This is a genomic window from Streptococcus sp. k-628 (assembly GCF_013277475.1).
In the GTDB taxonomy this organism is placed as follows: Bacteria; Bacillota; Bacilli; order Lactobacillales; family Streptococcaceae; genus Streptococcus.
Genome location: NZ_VMMZ01000015.1, coordinates 1 through 17,710 on the forward strand (window position 1 = coordinate 1; position 17,710 = coordinate 17,710).

At 43.2% G+C, this 17,710-nt stretch carries 18 protein-coding genes; 17 read left to right on the forward strand and 1 reads right to left on the reverse strand.

Going from position 1 to position 17,710, the window contains the following annotated elements; all coding sequences use genetic code 11:
- Positions 1–110: 110 nt before the first annotated feature.
- The 7 genes from HT730_RS02550 (at position 111) to HT730_RS02580 (ending at position 6,003) form a co-directional block, all read left to right on the forward strand.
- Entirely contained in the window at positions 111–989 is an 879-nt protein-coding gene (locus tag HT730_RS02550; protein WP_173306716.1) for a phosphate ABC transporter substrate-binding protein PstS family protein, read from the forward strand.
- On the forward strand, positions 989–1,906 hold the full coding sequence (gene pstC, locus HT730_RS02555) for a phosphate ABC transporter permease subunit PstC (protein WP_173306717.1): 918 nt from the start codon (positions 989–991) through the stop codon (positions 1,904–1,906). Before HT730_RS02550 ends, pstC begins: the two co-directional genes overlap by 1 nt.
- A complete protein-coding gene (pstA, locus tag HT730_RS02560) occupies positions 1,896–2,780 on the forward strand; it encodes a phosphate ABC transporter permease PstA (RefSeq protein ID WP_000543046.1) in 885 nt (294 codons plus the stop codon). The genes pstC and pstA overlap by 11 nt, the downstream gene beginning before the upstream one ends.
- A gap of 10 nt (positions 2,781–2,790) precedes the next feature.
- Positions 2,791–3,594: a phosphate ABC transporter ATP-binding protein PstB gene (pstB, locus tag HT730_RS02565; RefSeq protein WP_000049848.1), complete on the forward strand. Its 804-nt coding sequence runs from the start codon at positions 2,791–2,793 to the stop codon at positions 3,592–3,594.
- 12 nt (positions 3,595–3,606) lie between these two features.
- The gene (gene pstB, locus HT730_RS02570; protein ID WP_173306718.1) at positions 3,607–4,365 is read left to right on the forward strand and encodes a phosphate ABC transporter ATP-binding protein PstB; all 759 of its coding nucleotides are present in this window, start codon (positions 3,607–3,609) and stop codon (positions 4,363–4,365) included.
- Positions 4,366–4,376: 11 nt separating this feature from the next.
- The gene (gene phoU, locus HT730_RS02575) at positions 4,377–5,030 is read left to right on the forward strand and encodes a phosphate signaling complex protein PhoU (RefSeq protein WP_000946458.1); all 654 of its coding nucleotides are present in this window, start codon (positions 4,377–4,379) and stop codon (positions 5,028–5,030) included.
- Positions 5,031–5,187: 157 nt separating this feature from the next.
- Entirely contained in the window at positions 5,188–6,003 is an 816-nt protein-coding gene (locus tag HT730_RS02580; protein ID WP_173306719.1) for an ABC transporter substrate-binding protein, read from the forward strand.
- A gap of 19 nt (positions 6,004–6,022) precedes the next feature.
- On the opposite strand, the gene HT730_RS02585 is transcribed toward HT730_RS02580, so the two are convergent.
- Positions 6,023–7,294 (reverse strand): PLP-dependent aminotransferase family protein, encoded by a 1,272-nt coding sequence (locus HT730_RS02585; protein WP_173306720.1) that lies wholly within the window; start codon positions 7,292–7,294, stop codon positions 6,023–6,025.
- A 141-nt stretch (positions 7,295–7,435) separates the two neighbouring features.
- Between HT730_RS02585 and budA the strand changes: the two genes are divergently transcribed.
- The 10 genes from budA (at position 7,436) to alaS (ending at position 17,682) form a co-directional block, all read left to right on the forward strand.
- Positions 7,436–8,167 carry an acetolactate decarboxylase gene (budA, locus tag HT730_RS02590; protein WP_000360311.1) on the forward strand — a complete coding sequence of 244 codons (732 nt, stop codon included), beginning with the start codon at positions 7,436–7,438 and terminating at the stop codon, positions 8,165–8,167.
- A gap of 9 nt (positions 8,168–8,176) precedes the next feature.
- Positions 8,177–8,929 carry a YhfC family glutamic-type intramembrane protease gene (locus tag HT730_RS02595; protein ID WP_173306721.1) on the forward strand — a complete coding sequence of 251 codons (753 nt, stop codon included), beginning with the start codon at positions 8,177–8,179 and terminating at the stop codon, positions 8,927–8,929.
- Between the two features lie 109 nt (positions 8,930–9,038).
- The gene (gene murB, locus HT730_RS02600; protein WP_173306722.1) at positions 9,039–9,944 is read left to right on the forward strand and encodes a UDP-N-acetylmuramate dehydrogenase; all 906 of its coding nucleotides are present in this window, start codon (positions 9,039–9,041) and stop codon (positions 9,942–9,944) included.
- 159 nt (positions 9,945–10,103) lie between these two features.
- On the forward strand, positions 10,104–11,261 hold the full coding sequence (locus HT730_RS02605; RefSeq protein WP_000742895.1) for an ABC transporter ATP-binding protein: 1,158 nt from the start codon (positions 10,104–10,106) through the stop codon (positions 11,259–11,261).
- On the forward strand, positions 11,242–12,048 hold the full coding sequence (locus tag HT730_RS02610; protein WP_000753801.1) for an ABC transporter permease: 807 nt from the start codon (positions 11,242–11,244) through the stop codon (positions 12,046–12,048). Before HT730_RS02605 ends, HT730_RS02610 begins: the two co-directional genes overlap by 20 nt.
- Positions 12,045–12,818, forward strand: a complete 774-nt coding sequence (locus HT730_RS02615) for an ABC transporter permease (RefSeq protein WP_000712739.1) — start codon at positions 12,045–12,047, stop codon at positions 12,816–12,818. The genes HT730_RS02610 and HT730_RS02615 overlap by 4 nt, the downstream gene beginning before the upstream one ends.
- Positions 12,815–13,885 carry an ABC transporter substrate-binding protein gene (locus HT730_RS02620; RefSeq protein WP_173306723.1) on the forward strand — a complete coding sequence of 357 codons (1,071 nt, stop codon included), beginning with the start codon at positions 12,815–12,817 and terminating at the stop codon, positions 13,883–13,885. Before HT730_RS02615 ends, HT730_RS02620 begins: the two co-directional genes overlap by 4 nt.
- A gap of 146 nt (positions 13,886–14,031) precedes the next feature.
- Complete coding sequence (locus HT730_RS02625; protein WP_054385332.1) at positions 14,032–14,283, forward strand: hypothetical protein; 252 nt, start codon at positions 14,032–14,034, stop codon at positions 14,281–14,283.
- 273 nt (positions 14,284–14,556) lie between these two features.
- The gene (locus HT730_RS02630; protein WP_173306724.1) at positions 14,557–15,042 is read left to right on the forward strand and encodes an LURP-one-related/scramblase family protein; all 486 of its coding nucleotides are present in this window, start codon (positions 14,557–14,559) and stop codon (positions 15,040–15,042) included.
- A gap of 21 nt (positions 15,043–15,063) precedes the next feature.
- Positions 15,064–17,682 carry an alanine--tRNA ligase gene (alaS, locus tag HT730_RS02635; protein ID WP_173306725.1) on the forward strand — a complete coding sequence of 873 codons (2,619 nt, stop codon included), beginning with the start codon at positions 15,064–15,066 and terminating at the stop codon, positions 17,680–17,682.
- Positions 17,683–17,710: the final 28 nt, after the last annotated feature.

The following is a 17,710-nucleotide window of genomic DNA, read 5'->3' on the forward strand; positions in this document are numbered from 1 at the left end:
TTTTCATTGAGTATAAGAACTTTAGTTGGCTCCCAATTATCAAAAGAAAAACATAAATAAATAGTTGAAAAAATTCACAGCATTCACCATTATTTTCAAGGAGAAAAACAGTGAAAAAAAGGAAAAAACTCGCTCTATCCCTTGCAGCTCTTTTGCTGGCAGGTTCTTTGGCGGGATGTGCTAGCTGGATTGATCGTGGAGAATCCATGACAGCTGTTGGCTCAACGGCTCTTCAGCCCTTGGTCGAAGCAGCAGCAGATGAATTTGGCTCTATGCACGTTGGAAAAACAGTCAACGTCCAAGGTGGAGGATCTGGTACAGGTTTGTCTCAGGTTCAGTCTGGAGCCGTTGATGTAGGAAATTCAGACGTATTTGCCGAGGAAAAAGACGGTATCAATGCATCCGCTCTAGTGGACCATAAGGTTGCTGTAGCGGGCTTGGCAGTGATTGTGAACAAGGAAGTTGATGTTGAAAATCTGACAACTGAACAACTCCGTAGCATCTTCACAGGTCAAGTGACCAACTGGAAAGAAGTCGGGGGCAAAGACCTGGCCATTTCCATTATCAACCGTGCGGCAAGTTCTGGTTCGCGTGCAACCTTTGATAGTGTTGTCATGGATGGTCAATCTGCCGTGCAGAGTCAAGAACAGGATTCAAATGGGATGGTCAAAAACATTGTTTCCCAGACACCAGGAGCCATTTCTTACCTAGCCTTTGCCTATGTGGATGACTCGGTGAAACGCATGAAGTTGAATGGCTATGAGCCGATTGCAGAAAATGTTACAAGCAATAACTGGCCTTTGTGGTCTTACGAACACATGTATACCCTAGGTCAGCCCAATGAATTGGTGGCAGAATTTCTCAACTTTGTCCTCTCAGATGAAGCGCAAAGCGGAATCGTTAAGGGGATGGGTTACATTTCTGTTAAGGAAATGAAGGTTGAAAAAGATGCTGTAGGAACGGTGACAGCACTAGAAGGGAGTCAATAATGAATCAAGAAGAATTAGCTAAAAAATTACTTTCTCCCTCAAAGAACTCTCGTTTAGAGAAACTTGGAAAAGGCTTGACCTTTGCCTGTCTGTCTTTGATTGTTATCATTGTGGCTATGATTTTGATTTTTGTAGCCCAAAAAGGTTTGTCGACCTTCTTTGTCAACGGGGTCAACATCTTTGATTTCCTCTTTGGCCAAACATGGAATCCTTCAGGTAAACAATTTGGTGCCCTTCCCATGATTTTGGGTTCCTTTATTGTCACAATCCTGTCAGCTCTTATTGCAACTCCTTTTGCCATTGGTGCGGCAGTTTTTATGACCGAAGTCTCACCAAAAGGTGCTAGAATCTTGCAACCAGCTATTGAATTGCTGGTCGGGATTCCTTCAGTTGTGTATGGATTTATCGGTTTGCAGGTCGTAGTTCCCTTTGTCCGTAGTGTCTTTGGTGGGACTGGTTTTGGGATTTTGTCAGGGATTTTCGTTCTCTTTATCATGATTTTACCGACGGTAACCTTTATGACAACGGACAGCTTGCGTGCGGTGCCTCGCCACTACCGAGAAGCTAGTTTGGCTATGGGAGCTACTCGTTGGCAAACCATCTGGCGCGTGACCTTGAAGGCAGCGCGTTCAGGAATTTTCACTGCAGTGGTCTTTGGGATGGCGCGTGCCTTTGGTGAGGCCTTGGCCATTCAGATGGTGGTCGGAAACTCAGCCGTTGTCCCAACTTCACTGACAACACCTGCTGCGACCTTGACCTCTGTGTTGACCATGGGTATTGGAAATACCGTTATGGGAACAGTTGATAATAACGTTCTCTGGTCACTGGCCTTAGTCTTGCTTTTGATGAGTTTGGCCTTTAACAGTGTGATTAAATTGATTACGAAAGAAAGAGGAAAGAAAAACTATGCACGCTAAGAAATTAGATAAAATTGCAACAGCTGTCCTCTACTCGATTGCAGGAATTATCGTTGCCATCTTGGCATCCTTGATTCTTTATATCTTGGTTCGTGGTTTGCCCCACATCTCTTGGTCTTTCTTGACTGGTAAATCCTCTTCTTACCAAGCAGGCGGAGGGATTGGAATTCAGCTCTATAATTCCTTCTTCCTTCTGGTCATTACCTTGATTATCTCTGTGCCCTTATCTATGGGGGCTGGGATTTTCCTAGCTGAATATGCCAAAAAAGGTCCTGTGACCAATTTTGTCAGAACCTGTATTGAAATCTTATCTTCACTGCCATCAGTGGTTGTGGGTCTCTTTGGTTATTTGATCTTTGTAGTTCAGTTTGAGTATGGATTTTCAATCATTTCCGGTGCCTTGGCCTTGACAGTCTTTAATCTTCCTCAGATGACTCGAAATGTTGAGGACAGCTTGAAACACGTTCACCATACGCAGCGTGAGGCCGGTCTGGCCCTTGGGATTTCTCGTTGGGAGACTGTGGTTCATGTGGTCATCCCAGAAGCCCTTCCAGGTATCGTGACGGGGGTTGTCTTGGCCTCTGGTCGTATCTTTGGTGAGGCGGCTGCTCTCATCTATACAGCAGGACAATCCGCTCCAGCCCTTGACTGGTCTAACTGGAATATTCTCAGTGTAACCAGCCCAATCTCTATCTTCCGTCAAGCAGAAACCTTGGCTGTCCACATCTGGAAAGTCAATAGTGAAGGAACCATTCCTGATGGCACCATTGTATCAGCAGGTTCTGCGGCCGTCCTCCTCATCTTTATCCTCATCTTTAACTTTGGAGCTCGCAAACTCGGAAGCTACCTACATAAGAAATTAACCGCTGCCTAAAGGAGAAGCCATGTCAAAATATAATTGGGATGAAAAGCATATCATCACCTTTCCTGAAGAGAAAGTGGCCCTCTCTACTAAGGATTTACATGTTTACTACGGTAAAAATGAATCTATCAAGGGCATCGATATGCAATTTGAAAAAAATAAAATTACAGCCTTAATTGGCCCTTCTGGTTCAGGGAAATCAACCTACCTCCGCAGTCTCAACCGTATGAATGATACCATTGATATTGCCAAGGTAACAGGTCAAATTCTCTATCAAGGGATTGATGTCAACCGCCCAGAAATCAATGTTTATGAGATGCGCAAGCACATCGGAATGGTCTTCCAACGCCCAAATCCCTTTGCCAAGTCTATCTACCGCAACATTACTTTTGCTCATGAACGTGCAGGAGTTAAGGACAAGCAAGTCTTGGATGAAATTGTGGAAACCTCTCTTCGTCAAGCTGCCCTTTGGGACCAGGTCAAAGATGATTTACACAAGTCGGCCTTGACCCTATCAGGTGGTCAGCAGCAACGTCTCTGTATCGCTCGTGCTATCTCTGTTAAACCAGATATCCTTTTGATGGATGAACCAGCGTCAGCCTTGGATCCGATTGCGACAGCTCAGCTGGAAGAAACCATGTTGGAATTGAAGAAGGACTTTACCATCATCATCGTGACCCACAGTATGCAACAGGCTGCGCGTGCTAGTGACTACACAGGTTTTTTCTACTTGGGTGACTTGATCGAGTACGATAAGACCTCTAATATTTTCCAAAATGCCAAACTACAGTCAACCAATGACTATGTAACAGGACACTTTGGATAGAAAGGAAACAGTATGACAGAAGCGATTTTACAGGTATCAGACCTGTCCGTTTACTACAATCAAAAAAAGGCCTTGAATAGTGTTTCCCTATCTTTCCAACCTAAGGAAATTACAGCTTTGATCGGTCCATCTGGATCAGGGAAGTCAACCCTTCTCAAGGCTATTAACCGCATGGGGGATCTCAATCCAGAGGTAACCACAACTGGTTCAGTGGTATACAACGGCCACAACATTTACAGCCCACGTACCGATACAGTTGAATTGCGGAAGGAAATCGGTATGGTTTTCCAACAACCAAACCCTTTCCCTATGTCTATCTACGAAAATGTTGTCTATGGGCTTCGTATCAATGGAGTGAAGGACAAGCAGGTTCTGGATGAAGCGGTAGAAAAAGCCTTGCAACGAGCTTCTATCTGGGATGAGGTCAAGGATCGCCTGCATGATTCAGCTATCGGGCTTTCAGGTGGACAACAACAACGTGTCTGTGTTGCCCGTGTCTTGGCAACCAGTCCTAAAATCATTCTCTTGGATGAACCGACTTCAGCCTTGGACCCTATCTCGGCCGGTAAGATTGAGGAAACCTTGTATGGTCTAAAAGATAAATACACCATGCTCTTGGTAACGCGTTCCATGCAACAAGCCTCTCGTATCTCTGACAAGACAGGATTTTTCCTAGATGGAGATTTGATCGAGGTTAACGATACCAAGAAGATGTTCCTCAACCCACAACATAAGGAAACAGAAGATTATATTTCAGGAAAATTTGGATAAGGAGATAAATGATGTTACGTTCTCAATTTGAGGAAGATTTAGAGAAATTGCACAATCAGTTCTATGCTATGGGACAAGAAGTGCTATCTCAAATCAATCGTACGGTGCGTGCCTTTGTTACGCATGACCGTGATTTGGCCAAGGAAGTCATCGAAGACGATGCAGAAGTAAACGAATACGAAGTGAAATTGGAGAAGAAATCATTTGAAATGATTGCCCTTCAACAACCCGTTTCTCAGGACTTGCGTACTGTTTTGACAGTCTTGAAGGCTGTATCTGACTTGGAACGTATGGGTGACCATGCCGTTTCTATTGCTAAAGCGGCAATTCGTATGAAAGGGGAGCAACGCATCCCAGCTGTTGAAGAAGAAATCAAGAGAATGGGGCGCGATGTCAAAAACTTCGTTGAAGCAGCCCTGGAACTCTATCTGAATGGTTCAGTAGACCAGGCCTATGAAGTAGCAGCCATGGACGAAAAAATCAACCATTATTTTGATAGCATTCGTGACTTGGCTACAGAAGAAATCAAGAAAAATCCTGATGCCATTGTTACAGGTCGTGATTATTTCCAAGTGATTGCCTTCTTGGAACGTATTGGAGACTATGCCAAGAATATCTGTGAATGGGTTGTTTACTTTGAAACAGGTAAGATTGTCGAACTATAAAATAGATTCATTCTGTATAAAAAGGAGCTTGAAATCAACCGAAAGCTCCTTTTATTGAATAAAAAAATATTTTTGAGATAAAAATTCAAAAAAATGCTTGACAAGTATCTTGGATAGCGTTATAATTATACAAAATTAACAGAGAGGTTGTTTATTTATGAAATCAAAAAAATGGATATTTGTTTTATGTAGCTTTCTTGCAAGTTTCTTCTTAGTGGCTTGCCAGTCAAGTTCGAATGGTTCTCAGTCAGCTCTTGAGGCCATTAAGCAAAAGGGGAAATTAGTTGTGGCGACCAGTCCTGACTATGCACCTTTTGAATTCCAAGCCTTGGTTGACGGAAAAAATCAGGTAGTCGGTGCGGACATTGATATGGCTCAGGCTATCGCTGATGAACTTGGGGTGAAGTTGGAAATTTCAAGCATGAGTTTTGACAATGTCTTGACCAGTCTTCAAACTGGGAAGGCTGACCTAGCAGTTGCGGGAATTAGCGCTACTGACGAGAGAAAAGAAGTCTTTGATTTTTCGATCCCTTACTATGAAAACAAGATTAGTTTCTTGGTCCGTAAGTCTGATGTAGAAAAATACAAGGATTTAACTAGCCTTGAAAGTGCTAATATTGCAGCCCAAAAAGGGACTGTTCCAGAATCAATGGTCAAGGAACAATTGCCAAAAGCTCAATTAACTTCCCTAACCAATATGGGGGAAGCTGTTAATGAATTACAGGCTGGAAAAGTAGATGCTGTTCATATGGATGAGCCTGTTGCGCTTAGTTATGCTGCTAAAAATGCAGACCTAGCTGTCGCAACTGTCAGCTTGAAGATGAAGGATGGCGAAGCTAATGCAGTTGCCCTTAGAAAAAATAGTGCTGATTTGAAAGAAGTGGTGGACAAGGTCATCCAAAAACTCAAGGATGAAGGAACTTACCAAAGCTATCTTGAAAAGGCAGCAACCTTAACAGAAGTTGAAGAATAAGAAAAAGCAGAGTTGGAAGTTATTCCAATTCTGCTTTTAAATAGTCTAAAACATTTTTTAGATTGTCTAAGGACACCTTGGCAAATTGATAAGGACAGGCACCCAAGTAAGCCTCTTCAAAGAAGTCCAAGCCTAGTTGACTGTGTTTGAGACTGGCGATTTTAGGGTACTGTCTGAGATCAAGCAATAAACCATCATGTAGAGAGAAATGAGGAAGGGGGCAAGGAGTGTTAGCTAATCTTTCCTCGAGTTGCTTTTGGTAAGCTTCCTGATTGGACAAGCGAGCTAGCCGATTTTTTTCAAACAATTGACTGTCGATATAGAGTGACAGGGCCTTTTGCATGATGAGGTTACTGTCGTAGTCTAGGATATTTTTATAGGCCACAAAGGCTTCCTTGATAGCATTTGGTAGAATAAGTGCCGTTATCCGCAGGGCTGGAAAGAGGCTGGTTGAGAAGGACTTGATGTAAATGACCCGCTCCTCTGTGTCCAGATAGTGGAAAGTCTGACCCTTCTTGGAATCCAAATCCCCCAAATAGTCGTCCTCTACGATATAAACACTATATTTGGCTGCTAAGTCAAGAATGGCTCGTTTGTCCTGCTCAGAATAGGAATGCCCCAGAGGATAGTGAAAACGAGGAATGGTATAGAAAAACTTAATTTTTCCTGTTTTGAAGTGACCTTCCAGCTCCTCCAAGTCAATCCCATCAACGCCTCGTTCAATCGTTTGATAGTTCAGACCCTGAGCAATCAAGAGGCGATTCATACGATGGTAGGTTGGCTGTTCTACCAAGATTTCCTTGGCTTGGCTAGGAAAGGATATTTGAGAAAGGATAAACAAGGCTTGTTGGGTTCCAGAAGTCAATACCAGTTGGTCTGCCTTGCAGTAGAGGGCTTGGTCAAAGAGTAGTTTGTGAATGGACTGTCTGAGCTCTTCAAGACCTTCTTGGTTGTCATAGTAGTTGAAGAGGTAGTTTTCCCGGCCAATCAAGGTTTCATTGATACAGATTCGGAAATCGTCATAGGCACTGGCATGTTCGTCAGTGACTTCGATTTCTAGATCCTGGTGTTGCCCTTGTTCTAGGACATAGTAGCCACTCTGGGGCTTGGCATAGAGATATTGCTCGTGCCGTAATTCCAGCAGGGCGCGTTGAATAGTGTCCTTGCTACAGTGAAAGTCAAGGCTCAGTTGACGGATAGAAGGCAGGCGACTTCCCGTTGGAAAACGTCCAGACTCGATACCGTTTTTCAGATAGGAAACAACCTCTTGGTACTTGCTTAGTTTCTTCATTCCAGACCTCCCTTGATTTTGTTACATTGTACCCTTTTTTTTCTTTCTTGGCAATGTCTAGGGTGTTTCTCTCGTTCACATCTAGGGGCAAATGTGGTATACTTAGGAGTAAGATTTATAGAATAACAGACAAGAAAGTGAATGGATAAGAACGTGCAGGAACCAGTGAAATTATTTCAATACAATACTCTTGGAGCCTTGATGGCTGGCCTTTATGGTGGTACTATGACAGTAGGAGAATTGCTAGAACATGGTGACCTTGGTTTGGGAACCTTGGATTCCATTGATGGAGAATTGATTGTCTTAGATGGCAAGGCTTATCAGGCCAAAGGCTCAGGAGAGCAACCGGAAATTGTAGAAGTGTCACCAGATGCCCTTATTCCTTACGCAGCAGTAGTACCGCATCAGGCAGAAGTCATTTTCCGCCAGCGCTTTGAGATGACGGACAAGGAATTGGAAGAGCGAATTGAGTCTTATTATGATGGGGAAAATCTTTTCCGCTCTATCAAGATTCGTGGGGAATTTTCACATATGCATGTGCGCATGATTCCCAAGTCGACACCAGATACCAAGTTTGCTGATGTCGCAACCCATCAACCTGAATATAGTCGTGACAATGTGGCGGGAACCATCGTTGGTTTCTGGACGCCAGAGATTTTCCATGGGGTCAGTGTGGCAGGCTACCATCTCCACTTCATCTCAGATGACTTGACCTTCGGTGGGCATGTCATGGACTTTGTCATCAAGGAAGGCATTATCGAGGTGGGAGCTGTTGACCAGTTGGACCAACGTTTCCCAGTTCAAGACCGTCAATACTTGTTTGCTAAGTTCAATGTTGACGAGATGAAAAAAGATATTGAAAAGGCGGAATAGGAGAAGAAAATGACCATTCATATTATCATTACCATGTTGCTGTTACTGGCTTTCTTGATAGGAAGCATTTGGTATGCCAAAAAGAAATACCAGATCAATCTAGCTGTCTTGGGTTTGGGGGCTGTCGCCTTCTTTGTCTCTTCACAGATTTTGGAAAAACTGGTGCATATCTTGGTTTTGCATCCTCAAAAGGACGGCAGTATTGCCCTTTTGCAAGACCATCCGCTTGTCTATATCATCTATGGCCTAGCCATGGCAGCATTTTTTGAGGAAACTGCTCGACTTGTTTTCTTCAAATGGTTGGAGAAAAAGAGAAGTTTGGAAAAGGCAGACGCCTTGGCTTATGGACTGGGGCATGGTGGCTTGGAATTAATTTTCCTAGGCCTTACTAGTTTACTCAATCTCTACTTCGTGCTTTCGGCGGTTCAAACTCAGGATCCACAGGTCATGCAATTGCTGTCTGAAAATATGTTGAAAACTATTCAGTCTCTATCAGTCTGGCAGATTTATTTGCTTGGTTTTGAGCGAATCTTGGCCCTAGGTTTCCAATTACTCTTGACTGTTTGGGTTTACCAAGCTGTTCGCCAGAAGAAATGGATTTATCTCCTAGCAGCCTATGGCCTACATGCCTTCTTTGATCTGGCACCATCTCTAGTCCAAGTTGGCTGGTTGACAAATCCAGTCTTGGTTGAAGTTGTCTTAGCACTTGAACTTGTTCTGGTTGCCTATGGAACAAAGGCAATTTTTTGCAAAAAATCATAAAAAGGGGGAAACCTCTTTTTTGTTTAAAATAAGCCTAAGATTTTTTTAGGGTCGTCAAATGGTCTTAAAAATGGTATAATGGAATGAATTTTGTAAAAGGAAGAGTGACATGTCTGTAAGAGAAAAAATGCTTGAAATCCTAGAAGGAATTGATATCCGTTTTAAGGAACCCTTGCATAGCTATAGTTATACAAAAGTAGGTGGAGAGGCCGATTATTTGGTCTTTCCACGAAATCGTTTTGAGTTGGCGCGTGTTGTTAAATTTGCCAATCAAGAAAATATTCCTTGGATGGTTCTTGGAAATGCCAGCAACATCATCGTTCGTGATGGTGGGATTCGTGGATTTGTCATCTTGTGTGACAAGCTCAATAACGTTTCCGTTGATGGCTATACCATTGAAGCAGAAGCTGGTGCTAACTTGATTGAAACAACTCGCATTGCCCTTCGTCATAGTTTGACGGGTTTCGAGTTTGCTTGTGGCATTCCTGGAAGCGTTGGTGGTGCTGTCTTTATGAATGCGGGTGCCTATGGTGGCGAGATTGCCCACATCTTGCAGTCTTGTAAGGTCTTGACCAAGGATGGAGAAATCGAGACCCTGTCTGTCAAGGATTTGGCTTTTGGTTACCGCCATTCAGCCATTCAGGAGTCTGGTGCAGTTGTCTTGTCAGCTAAATTTGCCCTAGCCCCAGGAACCCATCAGGTTATCAAGCAGGAAATGGACCGCTTGACGCACCTACGTGAACTCAAGCAACCTTTGGAATATCCATCTTGTGGTTCGGTATTTAAGCGTCCTGTTGGGCATTTTGCAGGTCAGTTAATTTCAGAAGCTGGTTTGAAAGGCTATCGTATCGGTGGCGTAGAAGTGTCTGAAAAGCACGCAGGATTTATGATCAATGTCGCAGATGGAACGGCCAAAGACTACGAGGACTTGATTGAGTCTGTTATCGAAAAAGTCAAGGAACACTCAGGTATCACGCTTGAAAGAGAAGTCCGTATTTTAGGTGAAAGCAAGTAGGAAGCTGTAGTTGAAAAGCTGCTGCTATGTCATGGAAAGGGGGTGAAAGCCTATCGTTAGTGCAGAAGAATGTAGGCAGTTTAATCTCCTACACGAGGTAGTGGCGGCCTGACAGAGCCCTGATCTGTTAATCTATGAAAAAGAAGGAATAAATGACAATTGAAAAAACCAATTATTGAATTCAAAAACGTCTCAAAAGTTTTTGAAGACAGCAACACCAAGGTTCTCAAAGACATCAACTTTGAGTTGGAAGAAGGGAAGTTCTATACTCTTCTAGGCGCGTCTGGTTCAGGGAAATCAACTATCCTTAACATCATTGCAGGTTTACTGGATGCGACGACAGGAGATATTTTGCTGGATGGTGTCCGTATCAATGACATCCCAACCAACAAGCGAGACGTCCATACGGTCTTCCAATCCTATGCCTTGTTTCCACATATGAATGTGTTTGAAAATGTTGCCTTTCCACTTCGCTTGCGTAAAATTGACAAGAAAGAAATCGAGAAACGCGTAGCGGAAGTTCTCAAGATGGTTCAGTTGGAAGGTTACGAAAAACGTTCCATTCGTAAACTTTCTGGAGGACAACGTCAGCGTGTGGCTATTGCCCGTGCCATCATCAACCAACCTCGTGTGGTCTTGTTGGACGAGCCCCTGTCAGCGCTGGACTTGAAATTAAGAACAGACATGCAGTACGAGCTCCGTGAATTGCAACAACGATTGGGCATTACCTTTGTCTTTGTCACTCACGATCAGGAAGAAGCGCTGGCCATGAGTGACTGGATTTTCGTTATGAATGATGGCGAGATTGTCCAGTCTGGAACACCTGTGGACATCTACGATGAGCCAATCAACCACTTTGTTGCCACCTTTATCGGTGAGTCAAATATCTTGCCAGGAACCATGATTGAGGACTACTTGGTTGAGTTTAACGGCAAACGCTTTGAAGCGGTCGATGGTGGGATGAAGCCAAATGAGCCTGTCGAGGTTGTCATTCGTCCAGAGGACTTGCGTATTACCCTTCCTGAAGAAGGCAAGCTCCAAGTTAAGGTCGATACCCAGCTCTTCCGTGGGGTGCACTATGAAATTATCGCCTATGACGAACTTGGAAATGAATGGATGATCCACTCAACCCGTAAGGCCATCGTGGGTGAGGAAATCGGTCTGGATTTTGAACCAGAAGACATCCACATCATGCGTCTCAATGAAACAGAAGAAGAGTTCGATGCCCGTATCGAAGAATATGTGGAAATCGAAGAGCAAGAAGCAGGTCTGATCAATGCAATCGAGGAGGAAAGAGATGAAGAAAACAAGCTCTAAACTCTTTGTAGTGCCCTACATGCTTTGGATTGCACTCTTTGTCCTTGCGCCCTTGGTCTTGATTTTCGGTCAATCCTTTTTTAATATTGAAGGACAATTCAGTTTAGAAAACTATAAATCTTACTTTGCGTCACAAAACTTGACCTACCTAAAAATGAGTTTCAACTCTGTACTCTATGCAGGAATTGTGACCTTTGTGACCTTGCTTATCAGCTATCCAACAGCCCTCTTTTTGACCCGTCTCAAGCACCGTCAACTCTGGCTCATGCTGATTATCCTGCCAACTTGGATCAATTTGCTCCTCAAGGCCTATGCCTTTATCGGGATTTTTGGTCAAAATGGCTCTATTAACCAATTTTTGGAATTTATCGGAATCGGTTCACAACAGTTGCTCTTTACCGATTTCTCCTTTATCTTTGTCGCAAGCTACATCGAGCTTCCCTTTATGATTTTGCCGATTTTCAATGTCTTGGACGATATGGATAACAATCTTATCAATGCCAGCTATGACCTAGGTGCGACCAAGTGGGAGACTTTCCGTCATGTCATCTTCCCTCTGTCTATGAACGGCGTGCGAAGTGGAGTTCAGTCGGTCTTTATTCCAAGCTTGAGTCTCTTCATGCTGACTCGTTTGATTGGTGGGAACCGCGTTATCACCTTGGGGACAGCCATTGAGCAGAACTTCCTGACAAATGACAACTATGGTATGGGTTCAACCATCGGTGTAATTCTCATCTTGACCATGTTCATCACCATGTGGGTGACCAAGGAAAGGAGAGAACGATGAAAAAATTTGCCAACCTTTATCTGGGACTGGTCTTTCTTGTCCTCTACCTGCCGATTTTTTACTTGATTGGTTACGCCTTTAATGCAGGAAACGACATGAATAGCTTTACAGGCTTCAGCCTGAGCCATTTTAAAACTATGTTTGGCGATGGTCGTCTCATGTTGATTGTGACTCAGACTTTTTTCTTGGCCTTTTTATCAGCATTGATAGCGACGATTATCGGGACTTTTGGAGCTATTTACATCTACCAGTCTCGTAAGAAATACCAAGAAGCCTTTCTTTCACTCAATAATATCCTTATGGTTGCGCCTGACGTTATGATTGGTGCCAGCTTCTTGATTCTCTTTACTCAACTCAAGTTTTCACTTGGCTTTTTGACTGTTCTTTCTAGTCACGTGGCCTTCTCCATTCCTATCGTGGTCTTGATGGTCTTGCCTCGTCTCAAGGAAATGAACGGTGACATGATTCATGCGGCCTATGACCTTGGTGCCAGTCAATTTCAGATGTTCAAGGAAATCATGCTTCCTTACCTGACACCGTCTATCATTGCAGGTTATTTCATGGCCTTCACTTATTCGCTAGATGACTTTGCCGTGACCTTCTTTGTAACGGGGAATGGCTTTTCAACCCTATCAGTTGAAATTTACTCTCGTGCTCGCAAGGGGATTTCCTTAGAAATCAATGCCCTGTCTGCCCTTGTCTTTCTCTTTAGTATTATCCTAGTGGTTGGATATTACTTTATCTCACGTGAGAAGGAGGAGAAAGCATGAAAAAACTCTATTCATTTTTAGCAGGAATTGCAGCGATTATCCTCGTGTTGTGGGGAATTGCGACGCATTTAGATAGTAAAATCAATAGCCGAGATAGTCAAAAACTGGTTATCTACAACTGGGGGGACTATATCGATCCAGAACTTTTGGAGCAATTCACAGAAGAAACAGGAATCCAAGTCCAGTACGAGACCTTTGACTCTAACGAAGCCATGTATACCAAAATCAAGCAGGGTGGAACAACCTACGATATTGCCATTCCTAGTGAGTACATGATCAACAAGATGAAGGACGAAGACCTCTTGGTACCGCTTGACTATTCAAAACTTGAAGGTCTTGAAAATATCGGACCAGAGTTCCTCAACCAGTCCTTTGACCCAGGCAATAAATTCTCTATCCCTTACTTCTGGGGAACACTGGGAATTGTCTACAATGAAACCATGGTAGATGAAGCGCCTGAGCACTGGGATGACCTCTGGAAGCCAGAGTATAAGAACTCTATCATGCTCTTTGATGGGGCGCGTGAGGTGTTGGGTCTGGGGCTCAATTCCCTCGGCTACAGCCTCAACTCCAAGGATTCCCAGCAGTTGGAAGAGACAGTGGATAAGCTCTACAAGCTGACTCCAAATATTAAGGCTATTGTGGCGGATGAGATGAAGGGCTACATGATTCAGAACAACGCTGCTATCGGAGTGACCTTCTCTGGTGAAGCCAGCCAAATGCTAGAAAAAAATGAAAACCTCCGCTATGTGGTTCCGACTGAGGCCAGCAACCTTTGGTTTGACAATATGGTTATACCAAAAACAGTCAAAAACCAAGATGCCGCCTATGCCTTTATCAACTTTATGTTGAAACCTGAAAATGCACTCAAAAATGCAGAGTATGTCGGCTATTCAACACCAAACCTACCAGCTAAGGAATTGCTCCCAGAGGAGAAAAAAGAAGATAAAGCCTTCTATCCTGATGCTGAAACCATGAAACACCTAGAGGTTTATGAGAAATTTGACCATAAATGGACAGGAAAATATAGCGACCTCTTCCTACAATTTAAAATGTATCGGAAGTAGAGTTAGCAGTCACGAAACGAATCAGTCAAGCTGGTTCGTTTTTATGTAGAAGGCAGTTTTTACAGCCATATCTTTTTCTATTCTAGTTGCTTATTTGCTTGTCTAGTAGTATACTAAGTTTATCCTAATAGAAAGCGGTATCATCTATGAAAATGTCTACTTTTTTCAAAAAAAGTTTCTGGCCAACCTTTTTGACTGTTCAGCAAACATATATACTATTTTATCTAAAGGATGGTTTGGATCGACAATACCTAACAACTGAGTCTATATATTTGGTGATAGGAAACTTTATATTTGCAAATATTTGCGTAGCTATCTTTAGCAATTCGAAAACTTGGGATAAAAGTTGGGATAAAAAGAAAAATGGCAGTAAGAAAAAGTATATTCTGAAAAAGTAATCTGAGATGTAGGGAATTGGTCTGATTCAATGGAGATGATTCCAGTTGACGCAAGCTTAAAAAAACGATATAATAAGAAAGTTGAGAATTGATTTTCAGTTGTCTTAGTCCAGAGAAATGGCGGTGCTGCGAGCCATCTAAGCTAGGAAGTCATGCTACTCAATCATACAATTGCATAAGAACAAGAGAATGACAAGTTCATTGAATGAAGGTGGTACCGCGGTTTTTCGCCCTTCGTGATATGAGCTTGTCTTTTGATTTTTGGAGGTGTTGATGAAAACATTTCTTGTCAAACAAAAGTTTCGTCTTGGAGGCGAACGCTTCGCTATCAAGGATGACAGGGGAGAAATTGCCTATCAGGTGGAGGGATCATTTTTTAAGATTCCCAAAACTTTTACTATCTATGATGCTAATGGTGAACAGGTCAGTCAGATTAGTAAAGAAATCTTGACCTTGCTTCCTCGTTTTGAGATTCAGCTTCGGGATGGCTCGAGTTTCGTCATTCGTAAGAAGTTGACCTTCTGGCGAGATAAGTATGAGTTTGATAATCTAGGTCTTCGTATCGAGGGCAATATCTGGGATTTGGATTTCAAATTGCTGGATGATCGCGATCAGCTGATTGCGGAAATTAAGAAGGAACTCTTCCATCTGACCTCTACCTATAGGGTAACGGTTCTTGAGGATGCTTATGCAGACCTAGTCATTTCCCTCTGTGTCGCGATTGACTATGTGGAAATGCTGGAAAGCCAATCACATTAAACAAGTAAATAAGGAGACAATATGAAACAACTATCTAGTGCACAAGTACGCCAAATGTGGCTTGATTTCTGGGCGACCAAAGGTCACTCAGTAGAACCATCAGTGAGCTTGGTTCCTGTAAATGATCCAACACTTTTGTGGATCAACTCTGGGGTAGCAACCCTTAAGAAATACTTTGACGGGACCATTATCCCAGAAAATCCACGTATTACCAATGCCCAAAAGGCTATTCGTACTAACGACATCGAAAACGTAGGGAAGACAGCACGTCACCATACTATGTTTGAAATGTTGGGGAACTTCTCTATCGGTGATTACTTCCGTGACGAAGCGATCACTTGGGCTTATGAGCTTTTGACAAGCCCTGAATGGTTTGACTTCCCAGCTGAAAAACTTTACATGACCTACTATCCAGATGATAAAGATTCTTACAACCGCTGGATTGAAGTGGGAGTGGACCCAAGTCACTTGATTCCAATCGAGGATAACTTCTGGGAAATCGGTGCAGGACCTTCTGGACCAGATACAGAGATTTTCTTTGACCGTGGAGAAGCTTTTGACCCAGAAAATATCGGTCTTCGCCTGCTTGCAGAAGATATCGAAAACGACCGTTATATCGAAATCTGGAACATCGTTTTGTCACAATTTAATGCAGATCCTGCTGTTCCTCGTAGCGAGTACAAGGAATTGCCACACAAGAACATTGATACGGGCGCTGGTTTGGAGCGTTTAGTAGCGGTTATCCAAGGGGCTAAGACTAACTTTGAAACAGACCTCTTCATGCCAATCATTCGTGAAGTGGAGAAATTGTCTGGTAAGGTCTATGACCAGGATGGCGACAACATGAGCTTTAAGGTTATCGCTGACCACATCCGTTCTCTTTCATTTGCCATCGGTGATGGTGCTCTTCCAGGAAATGAAGGTCGTGGTTATGTCCTTCGTCGTCTCCTTCGTCGTGCGTCTATGCATGGTCAAAAATTGGGGATCAATGAGCCTTTCCTTTACAAACTTGTTCCAACCGTTGGAAAAATCATGGAAAGCTACTACCCAGAAGTGCTTGAAAAACGTGACTTTATTGAGAAAATCGTTAAGAGCGAGGAAGAATCATTTGCTCGTACCCTTCACTCAGGTCAACACTTTGCCCAAGGCATTGTAGCTGACTTGAAAGAAAAAGGTCAATCTGTCATTGCTGGATCAGATGTATTCAAACTTTATGATACTTATGGATTCCCAGTTGAATTGACTGAAGAAATCGCTGAAGAATCTGGTATGACTGTGGACCGTGAAGGATTTGAAGCAGCCATGAAAGAACAGCAAGAACGTGCGCGTGCATCAGCTGTCAAGGGTGGCTCAATGGGTATGCAAAATGAAACCCTTCAAAACATCACTGTAGAAAGTGTCTTCAACTACAATGCTAGCCAATTGTCTTCTAAATTGGTGGCTATCGTGGCTGACAATGCAGAAGTAGAAGCTGTGTCAAAAGGAACTGCCTCACTTATCTTTGCGGAAACGCCATTCTACGCTGAAATGGGTGGACAGGTAGCTGACCACGGACAAATCTTGGATGAGTCAGGTAAGGTCGTAGCTACTGTGACAAATGTTCAAAAAGCTCCAAACGGACAAGCTCTTCATACAGTTGAAGTTCTTGCACCACTTGCTTTGAACCAAGAATATACCTTGGCAATTGATACAAATCGTCGTCACCGTGTTATGAAAAACCACACTGCGACTCACTTGCTTCATGCTGCCCTTCATAATATCCTTGGAAATCACGCAACACAAGCAGGATCTCTTAACGAAGTCGAATTCCTTCGCTTTGACTTTACCCACTTCCAAGCAGTGACTGCTGAAGAATTGCGTGCGATTGAACAGCAAGTCAACGAAAAAATCTGGGAAGCTCTTGAAGTCAAGACAGTTGAAACAGATATTGACACTGCCAAGGAAATGGGAGCTATGGCCCTCTTTGGTGAGAAATACGGCAAGGAAGTCCGTGTTGTTACTATCGGTGACTACTCTATCGAGCTTTGTGGTGGTACCCACGTTGGTAACACTTCTGAAATTGGTCTTTTCAAGATTGTCAAAGAAGAAGGTATCGGTTCAGGAACTCGCCGTATCTTGGCAGTGACTGGTAAGGAAGCCTTTGAAGCCTACCGTGAACAAGAGGACGCTCTTAAAGCTGTCGCAGCAACTCTTAAAGCACCACAAGTCAAGGAAGTACCTCACAAGGTAGAAGGACTTCAAGAACAACTTCGTCAACTTCAAAAAGAAAATGCTGAGTTGAAAGAAAAAGCCGCAGCTGCAGTCGCGGGCGATGTCTTCAAGGATGTGAAGGAAGTCAATGGTCACCGTTACATTGCTAGCCAAGTATCTGTATCTGACGCTGGTGCCCTTCGTACTTTTGCGGATAACTGGAAACAAAAAGACTACTCTGATCTTCTTGTCCTAGTTGCTGCTATCGGTGACAAAGTCAATGTTCTTGTAGCAAGCAAGACAAAAGACCTTCATGCAGGAAACCTTGTCAAAGAATTGGCACCAATCGTCGATGGACGTGGTGGTGGTAAACCAGACATGGCCATGGCAGGAGGAAGCAACCAAGCTAAGATCCAAGAATTGTTGGATGCCGTAGCAGGTAAATTGTAATCAAGTAAAGATCTATCCATTTGGGTAG

Excerpts from the sequence above, each read along its gene's own strand:
- pstC (WP_173306717.1), top strand. The coding sequence starts at position 989 with ATGAATCAAGAAGAATTAGCTAAAAAATTACTTTCTCCCTCAAAGAAC.
- pstA (WP_000543046.1), top strand. The coding sequence starts at position 1,896 with ATGCACGCTAAGAAATTAGATAAAATTGCAACAGCTGTCCTCTACTCG.
- pstB (WP_000049848.1), top strand. The coding sequence starts at position 2,791 with ATGTCAAAATATAATTGGGATGAAAAGCATATCATCACCTTTCCTGAA.
- pstB (WP_173306718.1), top strand. The coding sequence starts at position 3,607 with ATGACAGAAGCGATTTTACAGGTATCAGACCTGTCCGTTTACTACAAT.
- phoU (WP_000946458.1), top strand. The coding sequence starts at position 4,377 with ATGTTACGTTCTCAATTTGAGGAAGATTTAGAGAAATTGCACAATCAG.
- HT730_RS02580 (WP_173306719.1), top strand. The coding sequence starts at position 5,188 with ATGAAATCAAAAAAATGGATATTTGTTTTATGTAGCTTTCTTGCAAGT.
- HT730_RS02585 (WP_173306720.1), bottom strand. The coding sequence starts at position 7,294 with ATGAAGAAACTAAGCAAGTACCAAGAGGTTGTTTCCTATCTGAAAAAC.
- budA (WP_000360311.1), top strand. The coding sequence starts at position 7,436 with ATGGATAAGAACGTGCAGGAACCAGTGAAATTATTTCAATACAATACT.
- HT730_RS02595 (WP_173306721.1), top strand. The coding sequence starts at position 8,177 with ATGACCATTCATATTATCATTACCATGTTGCTGTTACTGGCTTTCTTG.
- murB (WP_173306722.1), top strand. The coding sequence starts at position 9,039 with ATGTCTGTAAGAGAAAAAATGCTTGAAATCCTAGAAGGAATTGATATC.
- HT730_RS02610 (WP_000753801.1), top strand. The coding sequence starts at position 11,242 with ATGAAGAAAACAAGCTCTAAACTCTTTGTAGTGCCCTACATGCTTTGG.
- HT730_RS02615 (WP_000712739.1), top strand. The coding sequence starts at position 12,045 with ATGAAAAAATTTGCCAACCTTTATCTGGGACTGGTCTTTCTTGTCCTC.
- HT730_RS02620 (WP_173306723.1), top strand. The coding sequence starts at position 12,815 with ATGAAAAAACTCTATTCATTTTTAGCAGGAATTGCAGCGATTATCCTC.
- HT730_RS02625 (WP_054385332.1), top strand. The coding sequence starts at position 14,032 with ATGAAAATGTCTACTTTTTTCAAAAAAAGTTTCTGGCCAACCTTTTTG.
- HT730_RS02630 (WP_173306724.1), top strand. The coding sequence starts at position 14,557 with ATGAAAACATTTCTTGTCAAACAAAAGTTTCGTCTTGGAGGCGAACGC.
- alaS (WP_173306725.1), top strand. The coding sequence starts at position 15,064 with ATGAAACAACTATCTAGTGCACAAGTACGCCAAATGTGGCTTGATTTC.